The following is a 23,306-nucleotide window of genomic DNA, read 5'->3' as shown; positions in this document are numbered from 1 at the left end:
GGTAGGTAGAAAAGCTTATCTTTTTGCCGGATCCCATCAGGCAGCCGAAATGGCAGCGGCTATGTACTCCTTCATGGCAAGTTGCAAAAAGAATAAAATCAACGAGTTCGATTGGCTCAAGGACGTGTTCGAAAGAATCCAATCCCACAAGCAAAAAGACCTTTATCAACTTCTCCCATCAAACTGGGAAGAATACCAACCTAAATAAAATCATCCCATACAAGATGGGGTTCCTCGGACGGATACGAATATCCGCTTTCAAACCAGTACCCATATTTAATTAGGTACAAACTTTGAATTCAGCTGCTGTCGACTGTCGACTGTCATCCGTCGACGATTATCCGCTTGATCCAATTGTTTTATTTACCTTATGGTGTAATTGCGGATAATCATATTAATTATTTCTATAAGTAGCAGTATTAAAGCAATAAAAATTAGTTTCAAAAACCAAATTTTACTTGAGTTCATTAAATAATCATAGTCTCCCTTTCATCCTGCTAGTATTACAATTAGCTAATTTATATTGACCCTAAAAGTCATTGAAAGAACCGGTAGAAACTATCCGATGTATGCGGAGTGGTTTAAGGAGGAGTAAAAACCCTATAGATTCTTTAATATACTCAGAATTAGAGTTTTTATAATATTTTTTTCATAAAAAACAGAATTAATTATCGATTTGAAATTTATTTCCGATATTCTTTTTGACTTTGATCAATTACTCTTATTATTAGGATTAATTGATTCTAAAGTTATGAAAGAAGAATATTTTAAATGGTACTCTCCTCACTTGAATAGAGATGTTGAGATGTTGGTTTTTGGCCATACTGGATATCCTGTTGTGTTGTTCCCTACTTCCATGGGTACTTATCATGAAAACAAAGATATGGGCTTGATAGAAAAATCAAGATGGTATCTTGAACAAGGGCTGATTCAGATCTTTTGTCCTGAAAGTAATGACAGAAATAGTTTTTATAACAAAGGCATACATCCCCATGACAAGATTCAAAACCATGTGGCCTACGACAAAATGATTTGCCACGAGATTGTCGAAAAAATCAGACATAATACAGCTGTTGGAAAGGTCGTGATGGCAGGCTGTAGTTTTGGAGGTTACCATGCTGCAAATTTTGCTTTTAGGCACCCTGGATATGTAAGCCATATGTTTTCCATGTCAGGTGCATTTGACATAAGGAGTTTTATGTATGGCTACAATCATGAAGACATTTTCTTCAATTCACCTTTGGAATTTTTGGGAGGACTGCATGACCCTGAATTATGGAAAATGGACGTTGTATTAGGTACTTCAAATTGGGATATCTGTTTCGATGCTAATATTAAGCTAAGTGATATTTTGGAGCAAAGAGGTGTCAGGCATTGGCTAGATGTAAGAAAAGATAGAAACCATGATTGGCCTCTTTGGAAAGAGATGTTTCCACATTATTTATCAAGAATAAAATTTAATTAAATACTACAAATCTTATGAAAAAGATAGGAATTCTATTTGGCATGGAAGACACTTTTCCCCATGCATTTATCGAAAGAGTAAATCAAAAAAATGAAACAGGCATCATTGCTGAAGCCGTGACAATCGATAAGGTTATCCAAAATCAACTAACTGAATATGCAGTCATCATTGACAGAATTTCTCAAGATGTCCCTTTTTACAGAGCCTATTTGAAAAATGCAGCACTGACTGGCACTGCTGTTATCAACAATCCTTTTTGGTGGTCTGCAGATGACAAATTCTTCAACAATGCGCTTGCTGACACCTTGGGTGTACCTTTGCCTAATACCGTAATATTGCCATCTGCTCAACATCCTACTGATACTACTGCAAAGTCTTTTAGAAATCTGGCACTACCGCTCGACTGGGAAGGGATATTTGAATATGTCAAATTCCCAGCTTATATGAAGCCTTATGCTGGTGGTGGTTGGAAAAATGTCTATAGACTGGAAAACAAAGAAGAATTTTTCCAAAAACATCAAGAAACTGGTCAGCTGGTCATGATGCTTCAAGAAGAAATCGTATTTACGGAGTATTTCAGGGTGTATTGCTTGGGTGGTAAAGCTGTGAGGATTATGCAGTACGAACCAAGAAATCCACATCATCTTCGCTATGTAATTGACGGACCTCCTGTATCCAAAAAATTACTCGCCAAAGTAAAAGAATACACATTGACACTTTGCAAAGGCTTGGGTTACGATTTCAATACTGTTGAATTTGCAGTGAGAGATGGTATTCCTTATGCGATAGATTTTGGCAATCCGGCACCTGATGCTGATATCAATTCAGTAGGACAAGAGAATTTTGAGTGGGTAGTAGAAGAGGCTGCAAAGATGGCTATTGCATATGCAAAGAGTCATAAACCAGGAAAAATCAACCTTACTTGGGGTACATTTATGAAAGATGCTGTAAGCACAGCGAAACGTTTTTAGTATGATTTTGATAAGATCAAGACAATCATCGACATGCATTTGAAAATGATTGTTTTGATCGCATCTACAATAGCTTTTGGAAAGATAAAATCATTTTACAATAAATTTTAAGCAGATGAAAAAATTACCTGTTTTTACACTAGGAGTTGAAGAAGAGTATCAGATCATAGATCCGGTAACAAGAGACCTCCGCTCCCACATGTCGAAGATTGTGGAAGGGGCAAAGATTTTTCTGAAAGAGCAGGTTAAATCTGAAATGCACCAGTCTGTGGTGGAAGTGGGTACAAATATTTGCAACAATGTGGCTGATGCAAAAAAGGAAGTAGCTTTTTTGAGGCACAAAATAGTAGAACTCGCATCAAAGCAAGATCTGATCGTTGGAGCAGCAGGAACTCATCCATTCTCAAGATGGCAAGAACAAGCGATTACAGACGACCCTCGCTACCATCACATTATCAACGAATTACAAGACACGGCACGGGGGAATTTGATTTTTGGATTACATGTCCACGTGGGAATAGAAAATCGTGATATTGCCCTGAAAATCATGAATCAGGCTTGCTATTTTCTTCCCCATATTTATGCATTGTCTGCAAATTCACCATTTTGGGAAGGAAGAAATACTGGATTTAAGGCTTATAGAGCAAAGGTTTTTGCGAAATTTCCTAGAACTGGCTTGCCTGAGTATTTTGACTCGGTCCAATCTTATGATAGTTACTTAGAAACTTTGGTAAAAACCAATTGTATTGACAATCCAAAGAAAATCTGGTGGGATCTGAGGATGCATCCTTTTTTCAGTACGATTGAATTTAGGATTTGTGACATGTGCTTGACAGTCGAAGAGACCACTTGTATCGTCGCTTTGATTCAGGCGGTAGTAGCCAAGCTTTACAAAATGAATCTATCCAACACAAGTTTCAATATCTACAGGATAGCATTGATCCGTGAGAACAAATTCAGGGCTGCCAGATATGGGATAGAAGGAAAAATGATCGATTTTGGTGAAAACAAAGAAGTCGAATACAAGGAACTGATGCATGAATTGCTTGAGTTTGTTGATGATGTAGTGGACGAATTGGGTAGTAGAGAAGAAATCAATCATGTGCACAAAATCTTAGCTGAGGGTACAGGGGCTGACAAACAGTTGAAAGTTTGGGAAGAAACCAATGACTTAAACCGTGTAGTGGATTTCATTACAGATCAATTTACCAAGGGGATTTGAGTTTGCATTAATTTATCGACGTATCTTTGCAAAAAAATAAAAACAAAAGATGATTAATGTAGCCATATTGGATATGTATGACGGGGAGCCCAATCAGGGCATGCGTTGCATTAAGGATATTATTGGGAGGTTTGAGCAGGATCTTGTATTCACAGTATATGATGTAAGGGGAAAATCAGAACTTCCAAAATTGGAGGATCATGACCTATATATCTCTACCGGTGGACCGGGAGATCCTCTTGAGGGAAATGGAGTTTGGGAAGTGAAAAACAGCATTTTTCTTCACGAGCTGCTAGAATGGAATAAAACCAACATAAAAAAGAAGCATCTTCTATTGATCTGTCATTCATTTCAGATGGCAGTGCATGCCTTTGGTTTGGCAACACTTTCAAAAAGGAAATCAACCTCATTTGGTGTAATGTCAATTCACAAAACAGAGGCTGGCTATTATGATCCATTGTTTGAAAATCTTGGCAATCCATTTTGGGCAATAGATTCAAGAGATTATCAAGTTACGCAACCCAAACACAAAAAATTCAAGGAAATGGGAGCGAAAATCATTGCTTTGGAAAAAATCAGAACCCATCTTGAGTATGAACGAGCTTTGATGGCAATTAGGTTTTCCCCTGAAATAGTTGGCACTCAATTCCATCCTGAAGCTGATCCTGTTAGCTTTATGAACCACTTGAGAAAGGAAGAGATCAAGCAAAAGATCATTTCCAGAAAGGGGAAAGCAAAATACAGAACTATGCTTGAACATTTGATGGATGAAGATAAGATCTACAAAACCAATGAAACACTCATCCCAAATTTCCTTAATAATGCAATAAACCAAATAAAAGAACAAGCTTTGATTTTTCAATAAGTAAAAATATGATTCAGCAATATAGAACGCTTTTCAATAGAGAATTCAGTCCAGAAAAACATCAGGAATTTATTCAAGATATCACAAGTGATTTCAACTATCTTCCTACTTTCCGTATTGCTGAATCTCCATTTTTCATTTCAGAAAACCTGAAAAACCAGCTAATCGAAGGAACAAATCAGGTTGTTGAATTTATCAAAAGCCCAGAGTTCAAAAAAAGCACCCAGCGTGCCTTAGATTTAAATACAGAAGTACCAAACGAAGATAGTCATACGCAATTTTTGGCTGTAGATTTTGGAATCTGTGAAGAAAATGGTGAGATCATACCGAAACTCATCGAAGTTCAGGGATTTCCATCAGTATTCAATTTTCAGCAAAATCTATACGAAAAATTCACAAAGCATTATCCCTTTTTGGAAGGACTCAGCCCATATTTCAACGGTCTGAGTTCGAAATCCTATTTAGAAAAACTACGTGAGGTTATCCTTAGTGGTCATGACCCGAAAAATGTCATTCTCCTAGAAATCGAGCCTGAAAAGCAAAATACGAAGATAGATTTCTATTATTGTAGCAGAGACATTTCTATTCCGACTATTTGTGTTACCGATATTATCAAAAAAGGAAAGAAACTCTATTACAAGGATAAAGAAGGACGGGAAAATCAGATTCACCGTATTTACAACAGAGTTATTTTTGATGAATTGGACTTACGGACAGATTTAAAATTGGATTTTGACTTCAAGGAAGACTTGGAAGTGGAATGGGCAGGACATCCAAATTGGTTTTTTAGAATCAGCAAATACATCCTTCCTTATCTAAAAGGCCCATATTTCATTGATTCTACACTTTTAAGCGAATTGGAGTCAATTCCGGAAGATTTGGAAAATTATGTATTGAAGCCACTCTTTTCATTTTCTGGAAGTGGAGTCATCTTCCATGTCCAAAAATCAGACATCGAAGCCGTCAAAGAAAAAGACCTATATATCTTACAGAAAAAAGTAAACTACGTCCCTGTCCTTCAAGCCCCAGATGCAAAAGTGAAGGCAGAAGTCAGGATGCTTTTGGTTTGGCCAGAAAAAGATCCAGAACCTACTTTTATGGCAAATCTGGTTAGATTGAGTAGAGGAGAAATGATAGGCGTAAAATTCAATAAAGATAAAGATTGGGTTGGTGGGACGATTGGGTTGTTTGAGAATTAGTATTTTATCTGTAACATCTTCGATAAAAATAGCCTACGAGTGTATGCTATTTTGCACTTTGGGTAAGAAAAGTATTTATTGAATTGCGAATACTTATCAGCCAACAATTTACAAAAACCTTAAAAGAATATGAACTGTGGTGCTTTTGGAGGGAAAAGTAAGAGAAGTGTTTATATGTAATTACTTAGTAAACATCAAGAAAACCAATAAAGGTCACTTCCAATCATGGGAAAAATCATTTGTACAAAATAAAATTTTCAAAGATATTTTTATTTCCATTTTTTTAACCAAAAAATGGGATTTATACAGTCTTTTTGTAATGAATTGACTTTTATTTCTTTTTCTTTTTAATAGCTTTAAGAAATGAAAGTTCAATCTTCAACTTTCGTTATTAAAAAAAATAAAATTTGTCTTTATCAGGCATTTGAATAGAATTTTCTCAACACCATTTTCACACATGACAATAGGAATATTAAAAGAGCCGCAAGAAGAAGCTAGAGTCGCTTTGCTTCCGGAGGCTGTCAAAACCCTTATTTCTTGGGGAACACATGTCATAATTGAATCAGACGCAGGACTTTCTGCATTTGCTGACAATGCTTCCTATGAAGCAATAGGCGCTTCCATCAAATCAAGAGAGGAAGTCCTTACTGAATCTGACATGATTTGCGGTATACAGCCCCTTATTCAGGAAGAAATTTTAAAAATGAAACCAGAATCTGTTCTATTGGGGCAAATGGGTGCGCTTTTCAATCCTGATTTAACCAAATTTCTTATCAAAGAAAAAAGGACAGCATTCAGTATGGAACTTGTCCCTAGAACCACAAGAGCTCAAAGTATGGATGTGCTTTCCTCCATGGCCACAGTAACGGGATATAAAGCCGTGCTATTAGCAGCTAGCAGTTTGCCCCGCTTTTTCCCAATGTTTATGACCGCCGCAGGAAGTATTACACCTGCCAAAGTACTGATCTTGGGAGCCGGAGTAGCTGGATTGCAGGCCATCGCTACCGCTAAGAGACTTGGAGGCTCAGTTTCTGCATTCGATGTCAGACAAGCCGCCAAAGAGGAAGTCCTCTCCCTCGGAGCAAAGTTCGTAGATGTAGAGGGTGCCAAAGAAGATAAAGCTGCTGGCGGTTATGCTGTAGAACAAACACCTGAGTTTATCCAAAAGCAAAAGGACACCATCCATGAATACGCAGCCAAATCCGATGTTATCATCACTACTGCTCAGATTCCAGGTAGAAAAGCCCCTCTTCTAGTCGAAGAACGAACAGTATTAGCCATGAAACCAGGATCCGTAATCGTAGATCTTGCAGCTTCTTCTGGAGGAAATTGTGCATTAACACAAGCAGACAAAACCATAGAAGTAAATGGAGTCAGAATAATTGGAGTTGGAAATATTGCTTCTGAATTACCTCAGGACGCCAGTAAAATGTATGGCAAAAACTACCTCAATTTCCTGAAACTAATCATCAACAATGGTGAAATCAACCTCAACTTCGAAGATGACATTGTAAAGGGAACATGTGTATGTCATGCTGGTGAAGCTGTAAATTCCCGAATCTCTGAAATGTTAACAAAATAGAAATGGAAGAATCATTGAATTTTATTGGAGAAAATATGGAAATGATCTATTTCCTGATTCTCGCTATTTTACTAGGAGTAGAAGTGATTTCTAATGTCCCGGCAATCCTCCACACACCTTTGATGTCGGGTGCAAATGCCATTCATGGTGTCGTAGTGGTCGGTGCAATCATCGTCATGTTGCACGCCGCCCCTGACAATTATCCTTCTTTGATCGTTGGCTTTTTGGCAGTTGTCATGGGGACTTTGAATGTGGTAGGTGGATTTGTGGTGACAGACAGAATGTTGGAGATGTTTAAGAAAAAACCGAAAAAATCATGAGTATAAATATACTTGAAATCATATATCTGATTGCCTCATTAACCTTTGTAATTGGGTTAAAAATGCTCAGTCATCCTGAGTCAGCTAGAAAGGGGAATTTGATTGCAGCTGTGGGAATGCTGATTGCTGTGATTGCTACCATTTCCATTTATCAGCCATTTGATAATTCTAAATTGATCAATTATGGATTGATCGCTTTGGGTTTGTTAGTTGGAACGATAATCGGAACCATGATGGCAAAAAAAGTACAAATGACGGCCATGCCACAGATGGTTTCTTTCTTCAATGGTATGGGTGGGGCTTGCGCTGCATTGATTGCAATTATAGAATTCCAAAACCATGAAGTGGGAACTGGAAGTAGTTTTGACGGAGAGTTCCTAGTGATGCTATTAGGCTTGATCATCGGATCGGTTTCTTTCTCAGGTTCTATGATAGCCTATGGCAAATTGGAAGGAAAAATCAAAGATAAAGTGCTCCCGATGAATCAATTGATCAATATGATCATGCTTTTCACAATTGTCGCACTGACAGTATATCAAATGCTGGGTTATGGAGATTCCACTATCTTTTATGTTCTTTTGGTAGTTGCCTTGGTTTACGGGGTTCTGTTTGTAATGCCAATTGGTGGAGCAGATATGCCAGTTGTAATTTCATTGCTCAACTCCTTTACAGGTGTCGCAGCAGCCTTTGGCGGATTTCTTTATGGAAACAAAGCGATGCTTACAGGGGGTATTTTGGTTGGCTCGGCAGGAACTATCCTTACGATCCTGATGTGTAAAGCAATGAACAGGTCGTTGACGAATGTACTTCTAGGAGCATTTGGAGGAACAAAAGCATCAGGTGCCAAAGGGGAAGTTGGAGAACAAACTGCCAAAGAAATCAGCATTTCAGATACAGCCGTTTTACTTTCCTATTCCCAAAACGTGGTCATTGTACCAGGCTATGGTTTGGCAGTAGCCCAGGCTCAGCACATTTGCCATGAATTGGAACAATTGCTTGAAGAAAAAGGGGTTACAGTCAATTATGCAATCCACCCTGTAGCTGGAAGAATGCCAGGACATATGAATGTACTTTTGGCTGAGGCTGACGTGCCTTATGAAAGGATGCAGGAAATGGAAGAAATCAACCCAAGAATGGCAAACACAGATGTAGTAGTTGTAATTGGCGCAAATGATGTCGTCAACCCAGCTGCTAAAAAGGACCCATCCTCCCCTATTTATGGAATGCCGATTTTGGAAGTAGATCAAGCCAAAAATGTCATCATTCTAAAAAGAGGAATGAGTGCTGGATATGCGGGCATTGAAAATGAATTGTTCTTCTATCCAAAAACAAGAATGCTTTTTGGAGATGCAAAAGATTCATTACAAAAGCTGACAGCTGAGGTGAAAGAGGTTTAGAAGATTGAGTGATATTAAGATTGGAAGATTGAGTACACATCAAAAAGTATTTAAACAGCAAAACACTAAATTTAAATTGATTTAAAATCACATTGCTGCCTAATAAGTGATTCTAGGTCTAGGCTCAATATGATAATTATATTGGGTTTTGGTATAATTTATCAGAACTCACAACAAATAATTAATGATTAAAATAAGGAAGGCAAGTGAATGTCTTCCTTTTTTATTTATTTTTACTGCATAAAGTTAATTATACTCTAAAGTCAAATACTATTAGATGAAAAAACAACTACTTACGCTATACATTTTGTTTGGGTTAAGCATAGTGACTTTTGCCCAAACTCCTTTTATTGGAATTCAAAATAGTCCAAGAAAAGGAATGATTAGCAGTACAATGAATCCTGCAGAAATCAATAATTTGAATAAGAAAGTTGAAGTCAATTTCTTTTCTATAAATGGAGCTTTAAGTAACAATATAATCTCTTTTGGGGATATCATTGATTTTGGAGATGATGTGATTGACGTAGCTTTCCTAAGAGCAAATGGACCTGTCAATATGAGAACTGAAGTATCTGTACTCGGTCCATCCATAGGTTTCAAATCAGGAAAATGGGCGTTTGGTTTTACTACCCAAGCCTTTGCAAAAGCTGATATCGTAGATTTAGATCCTACACTTGGAACATCTATTTTAGATATTGAATTTGAAAACAGAAGTAGTATCACCTCCATTACAAGTGAGTACAATCAAAGGGTAAATGCTTCAGGCTGGGCAGAAATGGGCTTTACTCTAGGAAGGGAAATCTTTGAAAATGACAGGCATAAATTCTCTGCAGGTATCAGTGTAAAACTTCTTTTCCCTGGAACATATGCCAACTTCGGAATGGATAAACTAAGAGCTGTGATTATCCAAGATGATTTTGAAGTAAGTCTTACTAAATCAGAAGGGACTTTGAACTTAAGCTACTCTGAATCTGACTTCAATGGCAGTAACTTTAACCTTGGCTCAAATGGTTTAAACTTTGGAAAAATAAATGGTTTTGGTTTTGATTTTGGAGGCAACTATCAATTGAAAGACAATAATGGCCAAACAAGGCTCAATACAGGATTATCCATAAGAAATCTTGGCAGCATGACCTTTGGGCAAGGTCAAGTGAACAATACCTACCGAATGAAGATTGAAGAAGGAGAATTTTTCAGGTTAGATCAACTATCTGGAAACCTTGAAGAAATAGAATCACAGATATTGGCAAGTGGATTTTTTACGAGAGAATCAGAGAGAGATGGTATCAAAACAAGTTTACCATCTGTAATCTCAGCATATGCAGAAATGAAAATCATCGGAAGCTTTCATGCAAGTGCTTTTCTTCAACAAAGATTTGGTGATGACAATTCAAACCGTCAGCTTACATCCCAAAACATTTTTGTACTGACACCTAGGCTTGTTTTAGGTAAATTTGAGGTTTATTCTCCTTGGTCAAAGACTGAAATTGCTGGAATCAATGGAGGTTTAGGTTTGAGATTTGGCGGATTTTTCGTCGGTAGCAACTCTATATTGACAGGCTTTACTTCTGAATCCAAACAAGCAGATTTCCATTTGGGTTTGAGCTGGGGTTTCGGGAGAATCAATTAGTAGTTTGATTTACTAATATCATTTAAGTAAAAACAAACTGAAGCATCAACTGAAACTAAAGGATTCAAATTGTAGAAAGTTTTAAAGCGTGCAATAGAAAATCGTTAGTTTATACTAAAAAACGTTGATTACAACTTAAAATTAAATTTCTGCAAACATAAAATAAGCCTCCACAATATGCGGAGGCTTATTTGCTATCAAACCTTGTAAACCACTATTCTTAAATTTCCTTGACTATTCAACTCTGCTGTCGTCTAATTTCTTTTCAGTAAGTGAATCAATACCTATTTCTGTGTTTTTTAACAATTGGATAATTTTTGGTATCATAGCCAAGCTCAGCATGATGGCACCAAACAAAAGAATATGATATGGATTCGTAAAGTATGTACCAGAGGTAAAAACTCCCAAAATTAGCAATGTACTGAATGGCATAGACACAGCTAGGACATTGATACCAAGCTCTAAGTCAAAAGTAGGCCTTTTTTCCAAATCTTTATTTTTTAACTCTAGTGACCTAACAGAAGACATATGTGCAAACGGCCAAAAACTTACAGCACTCTGTGGAAATACTACTGCCAATAGTATCGCTGCTTCATTTGGAAGAGGAACCAACAACACGAATATCCCACTCAACATAAAGATAAATCCTGCCCTAAAGACCAAAAGTGCAGTAATCATCCTCAACTGTGCCCATTTGAATACAACAGCAATCCCGATGAAAAGCAAAACCAACGGTGTCATCATATTTTTCATCATCAGAATTGCATCACTTAGAAATACGGGCATTGTATCAAGATTAATTCCGACACTCAACAAAATGATGGCCGTAATAATGACCAAATTAATTGGTTCTTTGATCATAGAAACTAACAATTCTTTGATCTTTTGAACATTTGACCTGGATTTCAACTGATGATTTTTGTAAAACCAAGACATAGCCAGCATATATGCTGCGATCAGAACAAACACTTTGTTTCCAATATCTGATAATGCCGCCCAAGCCAATACGTCATCACCCAAGTATTCAACAACAAATGGAAAACAAGTCAACCCTGGTGCTAGAGAAGGAATCAAAAGCATCAATGTCCTCATAGAAGCAGAGTTGTTTTCGATTCCAAAAACAGGCATGGCATATCTGGTAAAGAGAAGTAAGATGATATTGAATACCAAGGCCAAAACAGGTAATATCAATAAATCTGGATTTACCTCTATTTTCAACAGTGCCACAAAAATCATTGCGGGCAGAGCAATATCTAAGATAATGGTTTTGATACCTTTATTTTGATCAGGGGTGACAAATTTCCTTTTCAAAAACAATCCAAGTATTATCAGTAAAATTAATGACAATGTCTTTTGTAATGCGATACTCATTGAAACTATGTTTTTAAACCGTCACTTTTTTGAAGGTATCTACGAAATACTCCATTTCCTCACGAGTTCCCATACTTACCCTACACCAAGGTTTATCGTCTATACTAAACACCCTGATTCCTACCCCGGCATCATACATACTTTTCATGAATTCCTGTCCCTCCATTGCAATAGGGAATATTAGAAAACTGGTCTGGGAAGGAATAACATCATAGCCTAAAGCAGAAATCTCAGTATTGACAAAATCCCTACATTCAGCATTCTTTTTTCTGCAATCTTCCAAAAACTGCTGATCTTGCATACTTACTATAGCTCCTCTGAGCGAAGTGACGCAAAGCCCCATAGTGCTTCTTACTTTGTTGGTGATAGACTTGATTCTTTCAGGCTGAGCAACTATGTAGCCGATTCTCAAACCTGCCATACCATGGATTTTTGAGAAAGTCCTTGCTACAATCACATCCTTTCCTTCTGCAACCAAACCAACCATTGTATTTGATTCTGGCATGTCCAAAAATTCTAAATATGCTTCATCTACAAACACAGGTGTACTTTCTGAAACAGAAGAACAGAAAGATTTCAACTTCACTGGATCTGTAATCGAGCCAGTTGGATTGTTTGGATTACATACATAGACTAATTTGGTTTCTGAATCCACAGCCTTTGCCATTTCATCCAAGTCATGTGCATAATCTTTGGTCAATGCGACTGGTTTCCAAGTAGCTCCCAAAGATCTTGCTGTGCTGATGATAGACATGTAAGCAGGATCTGCTGACACAATATTCCCTCCATTGCTAAAAGAGACAAAGGCTGTCTTCTCCAACAAATCCGAAGAACCTGGACCAAGCATAATATGATCTTTGCTTACTCCTTCTTTCTCGGCTATCATGCTTATCAATGTCGAAGCATCTTGATGACCATATCTATTTCCAGAGCTAATAGATTCTGTTATTGCCTGAATTACTKTTGGGGAAGGACCATAAGGATTTTCATTTGCAGAAAGCCTAGCTATCATTCTAGACTCATCGTAATTATAAGTGGGTATATATTCTTTAAGGGCACTTTCTGGTTGGTAAACATGAAGACCTGATTCTCTTCTGCTGAGCGCAATTGCAGGGCTCACTGTCAAGGCTCCTAGACCTAAGAGTGAGGACTTAATCCAATTTCTTCTATTGATTGACTTATTCATATAAATGGGTGTTAAAATTACAGTAAAGGTCAAATAACAATAAGCAACAGCTAAAATTGTTATACAAAAAGGTTATTTGGGCGACAAAATTTAATTTATAAGTATATTTTTTAACCTATATCTCTAAATTTTCTGTTAATCTAAATAATATAAGTTAATATTAAAACCATTATTTTAATTAAAGTGTATTTTTTTTACCAATTGGTGTAATTTTCAAACCAAAGATCTCTGAAAACACTAACCTCTTGAAAAACCAAGGATAATTTACAAGGCATTTATTGAAAGTGATATGATTTAATTACTTTTGGAGTTAAAAAATGAACCCAAAGCCTAAAATTTCTATTTATAAAACATGATCATACCAGTTACCATTACAGAAAAGGCACAAGACGAGATAAAAAATATCATGTCTAATAAAAATATCCCTACAGACTATTCACTTCGCGTGGGGGTCAAAGGTGGTGGATGCGGAGGAATGTCTTATGCTTTAGGATTTGACAAACTTAAAGATGGCGATCAGCAATTCACTATAAATCAAATTCCTGTATTGATCGAAAAAAAGCATATAATGTTTTTGATGGGGATGCAGATTGACTTCTATGAAGGGAATGAAGCAAGAGGCTTTACTTTCGTCAACCCTGATATCCCCAAAAGACATGATGCAGGGTAGCTCCCTACCCCGCATCATATTTTTTACTTCATGATCTTATCAATTGCTTTTTGAAGCATTTCTTTGCTTTCAGAATACGGTGCTAAATCAAAAAGCTCAACTTTTCTAAAGTCAATGGGGTGACTTTCACTCTGTAATGAGATGTAGCCAGATTTTAGTGGCTTCCCATCAACCTTTACTTCTGGATCAAAAGGGTTGACATTATCACCGCCAATCTGTGGGCTGTAGTAAGTCAATACTTTTTCACCTTCCAAAATATGGTGAACTACAGAATCTCCCAAAACCAAAAACTCAGCTGTCACCCATTGTTCGCCATGATAAGTCTTGGAATTAGCTGTAACACAATGTGGCGTAAACAACTCCCCATCGATAACTACATTTGTACCCGGAGTACAAAGATTACTTGTTGGTCTTGGATTTTCTCCATCTCCCCCAAGCATTTGTCCTTCAATGGATATTGGGAAATCTTGATCAACCATCATTGTTGCAGGATCTTGGGAATGTAGCATTGCACCACTATTCCTTGTAGCCCAACCTTCTCCCCCTTCTGCTTGCTCTCCCACAAATCTATATTCTACTCTCAACAGATAATATGAAAAAGGATTTTTGTAAAAAATATGTCCATATTGTTTATCAAATTGATCATATTCATCATAACGAACTTTCATCAAACCATCTTCTACCCTAAATGTATTCGCAAAATTATCATTGAGCTCATGTTTGGAAATTTTTACAACCCAATCATTCAAATCTTCTCCATTGAATAGCTGAATCCATCCATCTGAGATCTTACTTTCATTTTCTTGTTGGGAATCTTCGGTTTCATTATTGCTGGATGGGCTACATGCATAAAAAAAAGCTGCCATTGACAATAATAAAGTTAAGTTTTTCTTGATCATAATAAATTTATTTGTTGTGGTTTGATAAGTAAATGTAACAATAACAAGGCTAAAGAAAACTAAAAACTTGCAAAGAACAAGTTAAAGACATAATTTCGATTTTAAAAAAAACTCATGTTGCGAATTCTAACTGGCACTATATTCTGCTTCTCGCTTATTTTATTTTTCAGTGTTTACATTTCGCCAGAGTTTTTCCCTTACGCAGGTTTATTAACACTTTTAATTCCACCATTGATAATTATCAACATACTGATATTAATACTTTTAACACTAGCAAAAAGAAGACTTGCCCTTTTACCTCTAATAGCGTTGATTTTTGGATGGAAGTTTGTTGGAGTTACACTACAATTTAATCCACGACCAGAAAATCCTCAAGGACTTTCTGTTTTGAGTTATAATGTGCATTTATTGAGATACACAAAAATTGGTGAAGATCACAATACGGTGACAAAAAATATTATAAAGTGGCTAAAAGATAATCCATCTGACATAAAGTGCTTTCAAGAGTTTTATCAAGATTTTACTACTCCTTCACAAAATGCCATTAAAGCAATAGGCACAGATAGCGGTTATGAGTACTCATATCAGGAAATCGTTGGGAACCCAACGAAGCGCTCTTATGGAATGGTTATTTTCAGCAAACATCCTATCATTAATGAAGGGCGAGTATTTGACACTAAAAGCAATAATGGAGTAATCTTCGCTGATATAAAAGTTGATAAAGACACCATCAGAATATATAATGCCCACTTAGAGTCAATGAGTATTTCTTCAGAAGGATTGAGTAACCTAGATGGAATCAAGGAAAACTATAGGGAAACTTTGGGAAAACTAAAACGCGGTCAATTGGTGAGAGCTTCTCAAATTGAAATCCTAAAAGAACACATGAGCAATAGTCCATATGCCAATATCCTTGTTGGGGATTTCAATGATGTCCCATATAGTTACACCTATTTCTCTTTGAGAAAAATAATGGAAAATGCTTTCGAAAATGCAGGAAGAGGGTTTGGTTTTACATATAACAAAGTTCTCTTTTTCTTGAGAATTGACAACATCTTCTATGATGATATTCTTCAGGTTGTGCGTTTTAAGACTCACCGTGAAGTTGATTATTCTGATCACTATCCTATTTCAGCTACATTTGATTGGGAGAAACCTTTACGTAAAATACCGCAAGATGAATAGGCCTATGAAGAGTTAAAAAAACATCATTTTTGTTTAGATACAAACAATCAAAACCCAAGCATTTAATTTTTCAAAAGATCCAATTAACAATGAGTTTAATTTTGATCTATATTCATCAAAAATGTACCATTGAATATGAAATTAACAGAAACCAAATACATCCAAAACAGTATTCCAAGTGAGCTGAAAGTTGTCATCATAAATGCACTTGATTTCTATCCAGACCTGGCCGATATCACTATTGAATTTAAGTTAAGCGAAAATATCAGAAAATCTGTAATGCAAGCTCAACCCAAATTCAGCACAATGTTTGGATCAAGAAAAAAAAGAACCTACGTCATCAAAATTAGTAGGTTCTTTGCTTTAAAAGGTGAAATAACTCCAATTCATATGCTCCCTAAAAACGTCCTCATAGGATGGATAGGTCATGAGCTTGGCCATATCATGGATTATTTGAATAGGAGTAATTGGTCTATGATTCTTTTTGGAATAGGCTATCTCACTTCGAAAAGCTTCATCATATCAGCAGAAAGAGTAGCCGATACATATGCAGTAAATCACGGACTAGGTGACTATATTTTAGCCACAAAGGATTTTATTCTACATCAAGCAGGAATGCCAGAAAAGTATATTCAAAAGATCAATAAACTTTATTTACCCCCTGAGGAAATTATGTACTTGATGGAGAACAAATCACTCAAGGATTGATTCAGTAATTACAATTTGGTTTTGGAAACGTATTCTTCCCATTCTCTGAAATCATTTTCTTTCATAACCCTTGGGATCTTTACCTGGCCACCTTTTTGTTTGGTTTCTTCAGTCCACTTTCTAAACATCTCGTCAGAGATAAGCTTCACTTCAACATTTTTCAGAGCCTTTCCTCTAGCAACTTTGTAGTTCTTGTTATTTTCCTGCAAGACACTATCCAATCGCTCAGCAAAATCTTTTTCGTTACCCTTAGTCTCCCCTTCTATTCCAAGATACCATCTATGAAGGTAATCACCTTCTTCCAAAACAGCAGCTACTGTGAATTCTTTAATTTGACAGTTAAATTCATCACTTATCTGTTCCATAGCATTATTCATCTGGATTACTGAAAGTTGTGAACCAACAACATTGAGAAAATGCTTCGTCCTTCCTGTTATCTTTATTTCGCCTCTTTCCTTGTCTGTAAATGCAACAGTATCACCAATCATATATCGCCAAGCCCCAGAAACTGTGCTAATAAGCAAAACATAATCCACCCCCTCTTCAACATCTTCAATTCTGACTGACTTAGCTTCTTGATTCACACTTCCATCTTCGGCCATATTCTCGGGAACAAATGGTACAAATTCAAAATAAATCCCATTGTCTGTAATCAAAGCCATGGCATCTGTTTCTTTCCTAAGTTGGGTTGCTATATATCCCTCTGAAGCCAAGTAAGTATCGATCACAATGATTTCCTTGCCACAGAGTTTTTCAAATGATTTTCTATATGGCTCAAATGCTACTCCCCCAGAAGTATAAACCTGAAAATTAGGCCATACATCATGGATTGTTTCTGCTTTGTTGTATTCGATTACTTTTTTGATCATCAGTTCTATCCAAGAAGGGATGCCAGAGACAGCACCTATATCCCAGTTTGCAGATTCCTTTGCTAGTTCTTCAACTCTCTGATCCCAATCATCTATGGAGGAAATCTCCTTACCAGGTCTATAAAAACCCTCAAACCAAAAAGGAATCTGACTAGCACTGATCCCACTGATCTCTCCTTCAAAATGTCCATTGACTTCTTTCAGATTGGTACTACTACCAAACATCAAAATCTCTTTTTCGAAAAATTCTGCAGGTAAATCAAAATCTGCAATACCCTTAATCTGTTGCATACCAGCCCGTCTGATTGACTGAAGCATATCATCTGTGACTGGTATGTGCTTTTTTGTACTCGTAGTACCACTTGATACAGCAAAAAATTTGACTTTACCTGGCCAAGTCACGTCCTCACCACCATCTATTACTTTCTGCCACCACTCATCTCGAAGTTGATCGTAATCAAAATAAGGAACTTCCTTAGCAAATTCTTCTCTGATATTTTCAGACTTAAGTATCTTTTCAAATTGATAATACTTACCAAAAGATGTGTTTTTTGCTTTGGACAACAATGATTCCAACGCTTTTTCTTGGGCTTCTTTAGGGTCTGAATTTGTAAAAATCTTGTCTACGGCTTCAACAGATCTTTTTATAATTTCTCCTATGATTGGCATACTGAATAAATGTTTTATATGAACAAACCTAGCAATAATATTATTGCTCAGATTCAAAAGTTTGTATTACTGGTAATTAACTAGGTTTGTGTTAAAACAACTTTCAAGCCATGAAAATAAAAATCCTCAAAGCTTTCAGAAAATCTGAAAATTTTGAGGATTTAAAACTGAATAAAATAATTGAATTCTATCTAGAATTTTAACGATTGTGAATGGATTAATTTTCTAGGTAATCCCATCACAACTACAAATTCAAATACATTCTTATATTTTTACCAGAAAACAATATATAAAGCTGTTGTTATCAAAACTATAATAAATGCACCAATCTTGAAGCCGAAGGTGGTTTTGAAAATATCCCCGCTGATATCAATGCTATTTGGATGATCTTTTCCTTTGCCTTCAACCAAACTAATCAAAATCATCAAGCCTGACAAAATGAGGAAAACTAACCCCATTCTGTCCAAAAATGGTAGGGTTGGCCAAAACTCTTTCAATACAACTGATAAAGGGATACTAAGCGCTGCACCTGTAAGTGCTGCATTGGAAGTGGTTTTTTTCCAGAAAACACCAAAGAAGAATATTGCAAATACTCCTGGACTTACGAAACCAGTGTATTCTTGAATAAACTGAAATGCTTGATCCAATTCTCCCAAAGCAGGTGCAACGATAGCCGCTATAACAAATGCTATTACGGCAGTAATCCTACCCACTTTTACCTGCTTAGATTCTGAAGCATTTTGACCAAAATACTTCTTATAGATATCCATTGTAAAGATTGTCGAAGTACTATTTGCCATTGAAGCGAGTGAAGAAATAATTGCTGCGGTAAGTGCTGCAAACGCCAAACCTTTCAGGCCTGTAGGAAGTAATTGTAGTAAAGTAGGATATGCTCTATCAGATTTAATGATTCCTGTCACAGGATCTTTCATAGACTCAACAAAACCTGTATCAATACCGTTATTTACTATTACCAAAGCAGCTATCCCTGGAACTACCACTATCAAAGGCATTAACAATTTTAAGAATCCTGCAAAGATCATCCCTTTTTGCGCTTCATCTAAACTCTTGGCTGCAAGAGCACGCTGAGTAATATATTGGTTGAATCCCCAATAACTCAAATTAGTAATCCACATACCTCCAACGAGCACGCTGATTCCTGGCAAATCCATATAGGCATCTCTTGTACCTCCTTTTCCGTCTGGGATCATCATTTCACCTTTTGAAAGTATCATAGAAAAATGCCCTGGCACTTCCTGTCTCAAAAGACTCAATCCGTCCCATGCACTCCCACTTCCTACCATAGTCAATGCTATGTAAGTAGTCGCCAAACCACCTGCAATCAAAAAGAAAACTTGAACTACATCAGTCCAAGCAACTGCCTTGAGCCCTCCATAAATTGAATAAATCATGGCAAACAATGCCAACCCAATGATTCCGTATGTCATTGGCACATCCATAATTGTATTCAAACTTAAGGCACCTAAATATAATACTGATGTCAAATTCACAAATACATACAAAGCCAACCAAAACACGGCCATTGTGGTCCTTACACGAGTATCATATCTATCCAAAAGAAATCCCGGCATGGTGTAAATGCCTTTTTTGATATAAACTGGCAAAAAGAAAACCGCTACAACTATAAGTGTGATTGCAGCCATCCACTCGTAAGTAGATATGGCTAATCCCAGTGCAAAACCGGAACCTGACATTCCTATAAACTGCTCGGCAGAAATATTGGAAGCGATAAGAGAAGCTCCAACAGCCCACCATGGTAAAGCTTTGGAAGCAAGGAAATAATCCTGCGAATTTTTAACATGGCCCTTTTTTTCCCGAGAGACAAAAAGACCCATTCCGATAATTAGGCAACAATAGCCAATGAATACAATGAGATCTAAAGGTTCTAATAACATAGGTTGAGATTGATTATATGGGGTTTAATTTTGGTTTGTGAATTTCAAATATAGGTTTTTCATGTTAGTATTTTATGTAATTTCAATAAATGTATTGTGCCATACTATTTTCATAATAGTTTAGATCACTTTTTTTTAAAATATATCTTTGTTTTATGCAAAAACACCCCTTCAAATAATTTATGAAGGGGTGCTCTCTAATAGAAAAGTCGATTAATTATCACCTAACTCATACTTTAAAGTCCTACCCTTTTCCACTGCCGGCAAACCCTCTGTCATCCACAATGGTGCTGGAGCTCCCTTAAGATAATGATCAAAAAACTGTGACAATCTCACTGAAAGGTCCTTTCTGTTTTTTCTTTGGACAAGATTATGGTCCTCATCATTGTATTGCAATAGCCAAGCTGGTTGATTTAACCTTTTCAATGCCATAAACATCTCAATTCCTTGGTACCATGGCACTGCTCCATCAGCATCATTGTGCATTATCAACACTGGTGTCTGAACTCTATCCATATAGAACAATGGTGAATTTTCTAAATAGTACAAAGGTTTTTCCCACAATGTGCCACCAATCCTACTCTGCGTTTGTTCGTATTGGAACATCCTACTCATACCTGTTCCCCAACGAATACCACCGTATGCTGAAGTCATGTTCACAACCGGCGCTCCTGCTCCAGCAGCTTTGAACATGTTGGTTCTCGTGATCAAATGAGCTACTTGGTAGCCTCCCCAGCTTTGACCCTGAATAGCCATATTGTCTACATCTACAAAACCTTTGGCAACTATAGACTGAACTCCTGGAATTATACAATTGTAAGCACTAGGTCCTGGTAGACCTAAGTCATACTTAATATCTGGTACAAAGACCAAATATTCATTACTTACAAAATAAGGTATATTTATAGTCGATGCACTCGGAGCTGGGGCTCTGTAGCTATGCAAGCCATCAGAATTCCTTTCATAGAAATACACCATCATTGGATATTTCTTGTTGGAATCAAAATTTTCAGGCTTAAACAACAAACCCTGTAACGGTACTCCATCATTTGCTAGGTATTCTACCAATTCAACAGTCCCCCAGTTAACATCTTTTTGCTGAGGATTTGCTTGAGAAAGTTGCGTTAACTGAGACATTGACATATCAGTGGCATAAATATCCGCATAATCCTGGTAAGTTGATCTTCTTACGATTGCAAGGTTAGAGTCTGCTGCTTTGCTCAGTCCCATATATCTATGATCGGTAAATACAATCGAAACAGGCGCTTTTGCTCCATTAATATCTCCAGTATAGAATCCATTTTTCTTATTATACTCATGGAATGCAGTCAATACAAATGGAAGTGCTGGATCAATCCCTTCCCTTTCCTCCTCTTCAATTCTTTGTCTCCTAAATTCAATGGTTTGCTTTCTACCTTCTCCTAACGTTATGTTTTTCGGAGATTCCTTTCCAGTAGGGTCTATTTTCCAAATATCATATTTGTCATAAACCAAAAATGCCTTATCATCTTTCATCCAACCTGCTGCACCATAACTACCTGGTAAGGATGGCGAGTCATGTTGCTCATTATAAAAGTTGACATTCATAGATTTAGTCAAATTTTTGAAGGACTTAGTCGCAATCTCATAAGCTACCCAAGAACTGTCACTGTTGTCATACCAATATGCATATTTCCCATTTGGAGAAAGTTGAGCATATCCAGATAGTGCTTTCTGGATTAAAGTTCTGCTTCCATTTTCAAGGTTTACCAAATAAGTGTCTCTTCCAATCTGCGTATTCCAGCTATACTCTCTTCGGTATGGGGAATCATCAGTGGCAATACCTATTTTATGCTTTGCCTTAGGGTCATAACTGATACTATTGATCTGTCCATCTCCTATCTGGATTATTTTCTTGTCCTTTATATTGTAAGCAGCCAAATAGCTCTTATTTTCCTCTCTATTCTTATTCTTCAATTGCATCGGCTGAATCTCAGCATCTTGCCAACCCCAGATATCTAATTTCACTCTCTCCTCATCCAATATAGTCGTATCATCTTCATATGCATATGTAGCATAATCATTGATTGTTCCGAAATAAACTCGACTATCATCCTCCGCAAAATTGATCCTTCCAGATTTGCTAATCATACCATTGGAAAGGATTCCAACAGAATTCCTATCTGCAATTTTCTGATTGCTGGCTTTCGCTATATCATATAGATATAAATCATAATAAGGTTTCTTAGTTTTCAGAGAATCCTCTGTAGTCAGAAAAGCCAAATATTTATTTGAATCTGATATTTGTGTAGAAATGTAATCTGTTTTCCCAATATCAATAATTTGAGACACACCAGATTTTAAGTCAAGAAGGAATATGCCTGCATTTTTGAGAGTATCCTCTGTTGCTTTCACATAATATAGATGTGATCCATTTTCAGAAAAACCATAAGATTTCACCCGATCATATTCGTAGCTAGTTTTCCCATCAAAAGATCGAACGATTAGCTTAGTGCCATCTGTCTTTTTTGGTTTTTCAGGCGTTGCAACTTTTGTTGTATCTCCCTCTGCTTTTTTGGCAGGTTTTGCAGGAATCTCTTTTTCAAAATGAACAGCTAACCAGTTAGCCTCTTTTCTTGGAGTAGCAAAAGATTTTACTCTAGCGATTTTTTCAATATTACCCGAAGACAATTGAATCACAAAAAGTGTATCTTTTGGCATTTCATCTGCTTTGGTTTTCTTGATTTTCAAAACCTTCAAAGAGTCTTTTTGTGCAACAATTCTTCCTACTCCAAAATTGTTATCATTTGAAAAGGAGAATCTATTTCCTCTTGGAATTACAAATTTATTTTTAGAATTACTGTGACTGACGATCTCTAGTCTACCATCGCCATCTTGAGGATTGATTTCAAAGCCAACCCATTTTCCATCGGCAGAAATCTTATCTGATGAAACAGATTCCCATCCGTCATAATCAGCGTGGGTCAGAGGCCTTTTTTGTTGTGCTGAGACATTCAGCACTACGAAAAAGAGCATCAAACCCAAAATGTTTTTTGTTTTAATTATCATATTTCGAATTATTTAGATACAAGTAAATAAAGTATGCAAAGAATTACCTTAAATTTTATATTAATGGGAAATAGCGATTATAAGGTCACTTTTAAGTCTACTTTAGCTTTTAAGTAAAATGTTGTTTTAAAGAA

General features: G+C 36.6%; 19 protein-coding genes. 13 read left to right on the top strand and 6 right to left on the bottom strand.

Annotated elements, in window-relative coordinates; translation table 11 throughout:
• The 10 genes from MM213_RS03950 to MM213_RS03905 form a co-directional block, all read left to right on the top strand.
• Positions 1 to 208: transposase domain-containing protein (locus MM213_RS03950; RefSeq protein WP_241410203.1), on the top strand; the 208-nt coding region annotated here is incomplete at its 5' end.
• Positions 209 to 751: 543 nt separating this feature from the next.
• A complete protein-coding gene (locus tag MM213_RS03945; protein ID WP_241410202.1) occupies positions 752 to 1,465 on the top strand; it encodes an esterase family protein in 714 nt (237 codons plus the stop codon).
• Between the two features lie 14 nt (positions 1,466 to 1,479).
• Positions 1,480 to 2,436, top strand: coding sequence for an ATP-grasp domain-containing protein (locus tag MM213_RS03940; RefSeq protein WP_241410201.1), 957 nt, complete (start codon positions 1,480 to 1,482; stop codon positions 2,434 to 2,436).
• Between the two features lie 115 nt (positions 2,437 to 2,551).
• On the top strand, positions 2,552 to 3,658 hold the full coding sequence (locus tag MM213_RS03935; protein ID WP_241410200.1) for a carboxylate-amine ligase: 1,107 nt from the start codon (positions 2,552 to 2,554) through the stop codon (positions 3,656 to 3,658).
• 49 nt (positions 3,659 to 3,707) lie between these two features.
• Positions 3,708 to 4,523, top strand: coding sequence for a type 1 glutamine amidotransferase (locus MM213_RS03930; RefSeq protein ID WP_241410199.1), 816 nt, complete (start codon positions 3,708 to 3,710; stop codon positions 4,521 to 4,523).
• Between the two features lie 8 nt (positions 4,524 to 4,531).
• The gene (locus MM213_RS03925) at positions 4,532 to 5,722 is read left to right on the top strand and encodes a hypothetical protein (protein ID WP_241410198.1); all 1,191 of its coding nucleotides are present in this window, start codon (positions 4,532 to 4,534) and stop codon (positions 5,720 to 5,722) included.
• A gap of 457 nt (positions 5,723 to 6,179) precedes the next feature.
• On the top strand, positions 6,180 to 7,304 hold the full coding sequence (locus MM213_RS03920) for a Re/Si-specific NAD(P)(+) transhydrogenase subunit alpha (RefSeq protein WP_241410197.1): 1,125 nt from the start codon (positions 6,180 to 6,182) through the stop codon (positions 7,302 to 7,304).
• A gap of 2 nt (positions 7,305 to 7,306) precedes the next feature.
• Entirely contained in the window at positions 7,307 to 7,624 is a 318-nt protein-coding gene (locus MM213_RS03915; RefSeq protein ID WP_241273647.1) for an NAD(P) transhydrogenase subunit alpha part 2, read from the top strand.
• Positions 7,621 to 9,021: an NAD(P)(+) transhydrogenase (Re/Si-specific) subunit beta gene (locus MM213_RS03910; protein ID WP_241410196.1), complete on the top strand. Its 1,401-nt coding sequence runs from the start codon at positions 7,621 to 7,623 to the stop codon at positions 9,019 to 9,021. The genes MM213_RS03915 and MM213_RS03910 overlap by 4 nt, the downstream gene beginning before the upstream one ends.
• Before the next feature lie 277 nt (positions 9,022 to 9,298).
• Positions 9,299 to 10,651 carry a hypothetical protein gene (locus tag MM213_RS03905; RefSeq protein WP_241410195.1) on the top strand — a complete coding sequence of 451 codons (1,353 nt, stop codon included), beginning with the start codon at positions 9,299 to 9,301 and terminating at the stop codon, positions 10,649 to 10,651.
• A 234-nt stretch (positions 10,652 to 10,885) separates the two neighbouring features.
• Here the strand turns inward: MM213_RS03905 and MM213_RS03900 are convergent, their stop codons facing one another.
• Together MM213_RS03900 and MM213_RS03895 are read right to left on the bottom strand one after the other, a co-directional pair.
• The gene (locus MM213_RS03900) at positions 10,886 to 12,022 is read right to left on the bottom strand and encodes an AEC family transporter (protein WP_241410194.1); all 1,137 of its coding nucleotides are present in this window, start codon (positions 12,020 to 12,022) and stop codon (positions 10,886 to 10,888) included.
• Between the two features lie 13 nt (positions 12,023 to 12,035).
• The gene (locus MM213_RS03895; protein ID WP_241410193.1) at positions 12,036 to 13,208 is read right to left on the bottom strand and encodes a pyridoxal phosphate-dependent aminotransferase; all 1,173 of its coding nucleotides are present in this window, start codon (positions 13,206 to 13,208) and stop codon (positions 12,036 to 12,038) included.
• A gap of 352 nt (positions 13,209 to 13,560) precedes the next feature.
• On the opposite strand from MM213_RS03895, the gene MM213_RS03890 reads away from it, so the two are divergent.
• Positions 13,561 to 13,878 (top strand): HesB/IscA family protein, encoded by a 318-nt coding sequence (locus MM213_RS03890; RefSeq protein WP_241410192.1) that lies wholly within the window; start codon positions 13,561 to 13,563, stop codon positions 13,876 to 13,878.
• A 23-nt stretch (positions 13,879 to 13,901) separates the two neighbouring features.
• On the opposite strand, the gene MM213_RS03885 is transcribed toward MM213_RS03890, so the two are convergent.
• The gene (locus MM213_RS03885; RefSeq protein WP_241410191.1) at positions 13,902 to 14,777 is read right to left on the bottom strand and encodes a 3-keto-disaccharide hydrolase; all 876 of its coding nucleotides are present in this window, start codon (positions 14,775 to 14,777) and stop codon (positions 13,902 to 13,904) included.
• A 114-nt stretch (positions 14,778 to 14,891) separates the two neighbouring features.
• On the opposite strand from MM213_RS03885, the gene MM213_RS03880 reads away from it, so the two are divergent.
• Complete coding sequence (locus tag MM213_RS03880; protein WP_241410190.1) at positions 14,892 to 15,962, top strand: endonuclease/exonuclease/phosphatase family protein; 1,071 nt, start codon at positions 14,892 to 14,894, stop codon at positions 15,960 to 15,962.
• A 135-nt stretch (positions 15,963 to 16,097) separates the two neighbouring features.
• Positions 16,098 to 16,670 carry a hypothetical protein gene (locus tag MM213_RS03875; protein ID WP_241410189.1) on the top strand — a complete coding sequence of 191 codons (573 nt, stop codon included), beginning with the start codon at positions 16,098 to 16,100 and terminating at the stop codon, positions 16,668 to 16,670.
• 8 nt (positions 16,671 to 16,678) lie between these two features.
• On the opposite strand, the gene MM213_RS03870 is transcribed toward MM213_RS03875, so the two are convergent.
• The 3 genes from MM213_RS03870 to MM213_RS03860 all read right to left on the bottom strand — a co-directional run bounded on the left by MM213_RS03870 (position 16,679) and on the right by MM213_RS03860 (position 23,172).
• Positions 16,679 to 18,208 carry a GH3 family acyl-acid amido synthetase gene (locus MM213_RS03870; protein ID WP_241410188.1) on the bottom strand — a complete coding sequence of 510 codons (1,530 nt, stop codon included), beginning with the start codon at positions 18,206 to 18,208 and terminating at the stop codon, positions 16,679 to 16,681.
• Between the two features lie 272 nt (positions 18,209 to 18,480).
• Complete coding sequence (locus MM213_RS03865) at positions 18,481 to 20,124, bottom strand: sodium/sugar symporter (RefSeq protein WP_241410187.1); 1,644 nt, start codon at positions 20,122 to 20,124, stop codon at positions 18,481 to 18,483.
• A 213-nt stretch (positions 20,125 to 20,337) separates the two neighbouring features.
• A complete protein-coding gene (locus MM213_RS03860; protein WP_241410186.1) occupies positions 20,338 to 23,172 on the bottom strand; it encodes a S9 family peptidase in 2,835 nt (944 codons plus the stop codon).
• Positions 23,173 to 23,306 lie beyond the last annotated feature (134 nt).

Source organism: Belliella alkalica, assembly GCF_022549785.1.
Taxonomy (GTDB): domain Bacteria; phylum Bacteroidota; class Bacteroidia; order Cytophagales; family Cyclobacteriaceae; genus Belliella; species Belliella alkalica.
Note: the sequence above shows the minus strand (reverse complement) of the source record. Positions and strands in the feature narration are given on the sequence as shown.

Coding starts and splice junctions, on each gene's coding strand:
- MM213_RS03945 (WP_241410202.1), top strand. CDS start 752: ATGAAAGAAGAATATTTTAAATGGTACTCTCCTCACTTGAATAGAGAT.
- MM213_RS03940 (WP_241410201.1), top strand. CDS start 1,480: ATGAAAAAGATAGGAATTCTATTTGGCATGGAAGACACTTTTCCCCAT.
- MM213_RS03935 (WP_241410200.1), top strand. CDS start 2,552: ATGAAAAAATTACCTGTTTTTACACTAGGAGTTGAAGAAGAGTATCAG.
- MM213_RS03930 (WP_241410199.1), top strand. CDS start 3,708: ATGATTAATGTAGCCATATTGGATATGTATGACGGGGAGCCCAATCAG.
- MM213_RS03925 (WP_241410198.1), top strand. CDS start 4,532: ATGATTCAGCAATATAGAACGCTTTTCAATAGAGAATTCAGTCCAGAA.
- MM213_RS03920 (WP_241410197.1), top strand. CDS start 6,180: ATGACAATAGGAATATTAAAAGAGCCGCAAGAAGAAGCTAGAGTCGCT.
- MM213_RS03915 (WP_241273647.1), top strand. CDS start 7,307: ATGGAAGAATCATTGAATTTTATTGGAGAAAATATGGAAATGATCTAT.
- MM213_RS03910 (WP_241410196.1), top strand. CDS start 7,621: ATGAGTATAAATATACTTGAAATCATATATCTGATTGCCTCATTAACC.
- MM213_RS03905 (WP_241410195.1), top strand. CDS start 9,299: ATGAAAAAACAACTACTTACGCTATACATTTTGTTTGGGTTAAGCATA.
- MM213_RS03900 (WP_241410194.1), bottom strand. CDS start 12,022: ATGAGTATCGCATTACAAAAGACATTGTCATTAATTTTACTGATAATA.
- MM213_RS03890 (WP_241410192.1), top strand. CDS start 13,561: ATGATCATACCAGTTACCATTACAGAAAAGGCACAAGACGAGATAAAA.
- MM213_RS03885 (WP_241410191.1), bottom strand. CDS start 14,777: ATGATCAAGAAAAACTTAACTTTATTATTGTCAATGGCAGCTTTTTTT.
- MM213_RS03880 (WP_241410190.1), top strand. CDS start 14,892: ATGTTGCGAATTCTAACTGGCACTATATTCTGCTTCTCGCTTATTTTA.
- MM213_RS03875 (WP_241410189.1), top strand. CDS start 16,098: ATGAAATTAACAGAAACCAAATACATCCAAAACAGTATTCCAAGTGAG.
- MM213_RS03870 (WP_241410188.1), bottom strand. CDS start 18,208: ATGCCAATCATAGGAGAAATTATAAAAAGATCTGTTGAAGCCGTAGAC.
- MM213_RS03865 (WP_241410187.1), bottom strand. CDS start 20,124: ATGTTATTAGAACCTTTAGATCTCATTGTATTCATTGGCTATTGTTGC.
- MM213_RS03860 (WP_241410186.1), bottom strand. CDS start 23,172: ATGATAATTAAAACAAAAAACATTTTGGGTTTGATGCTCTTTTTCGTA.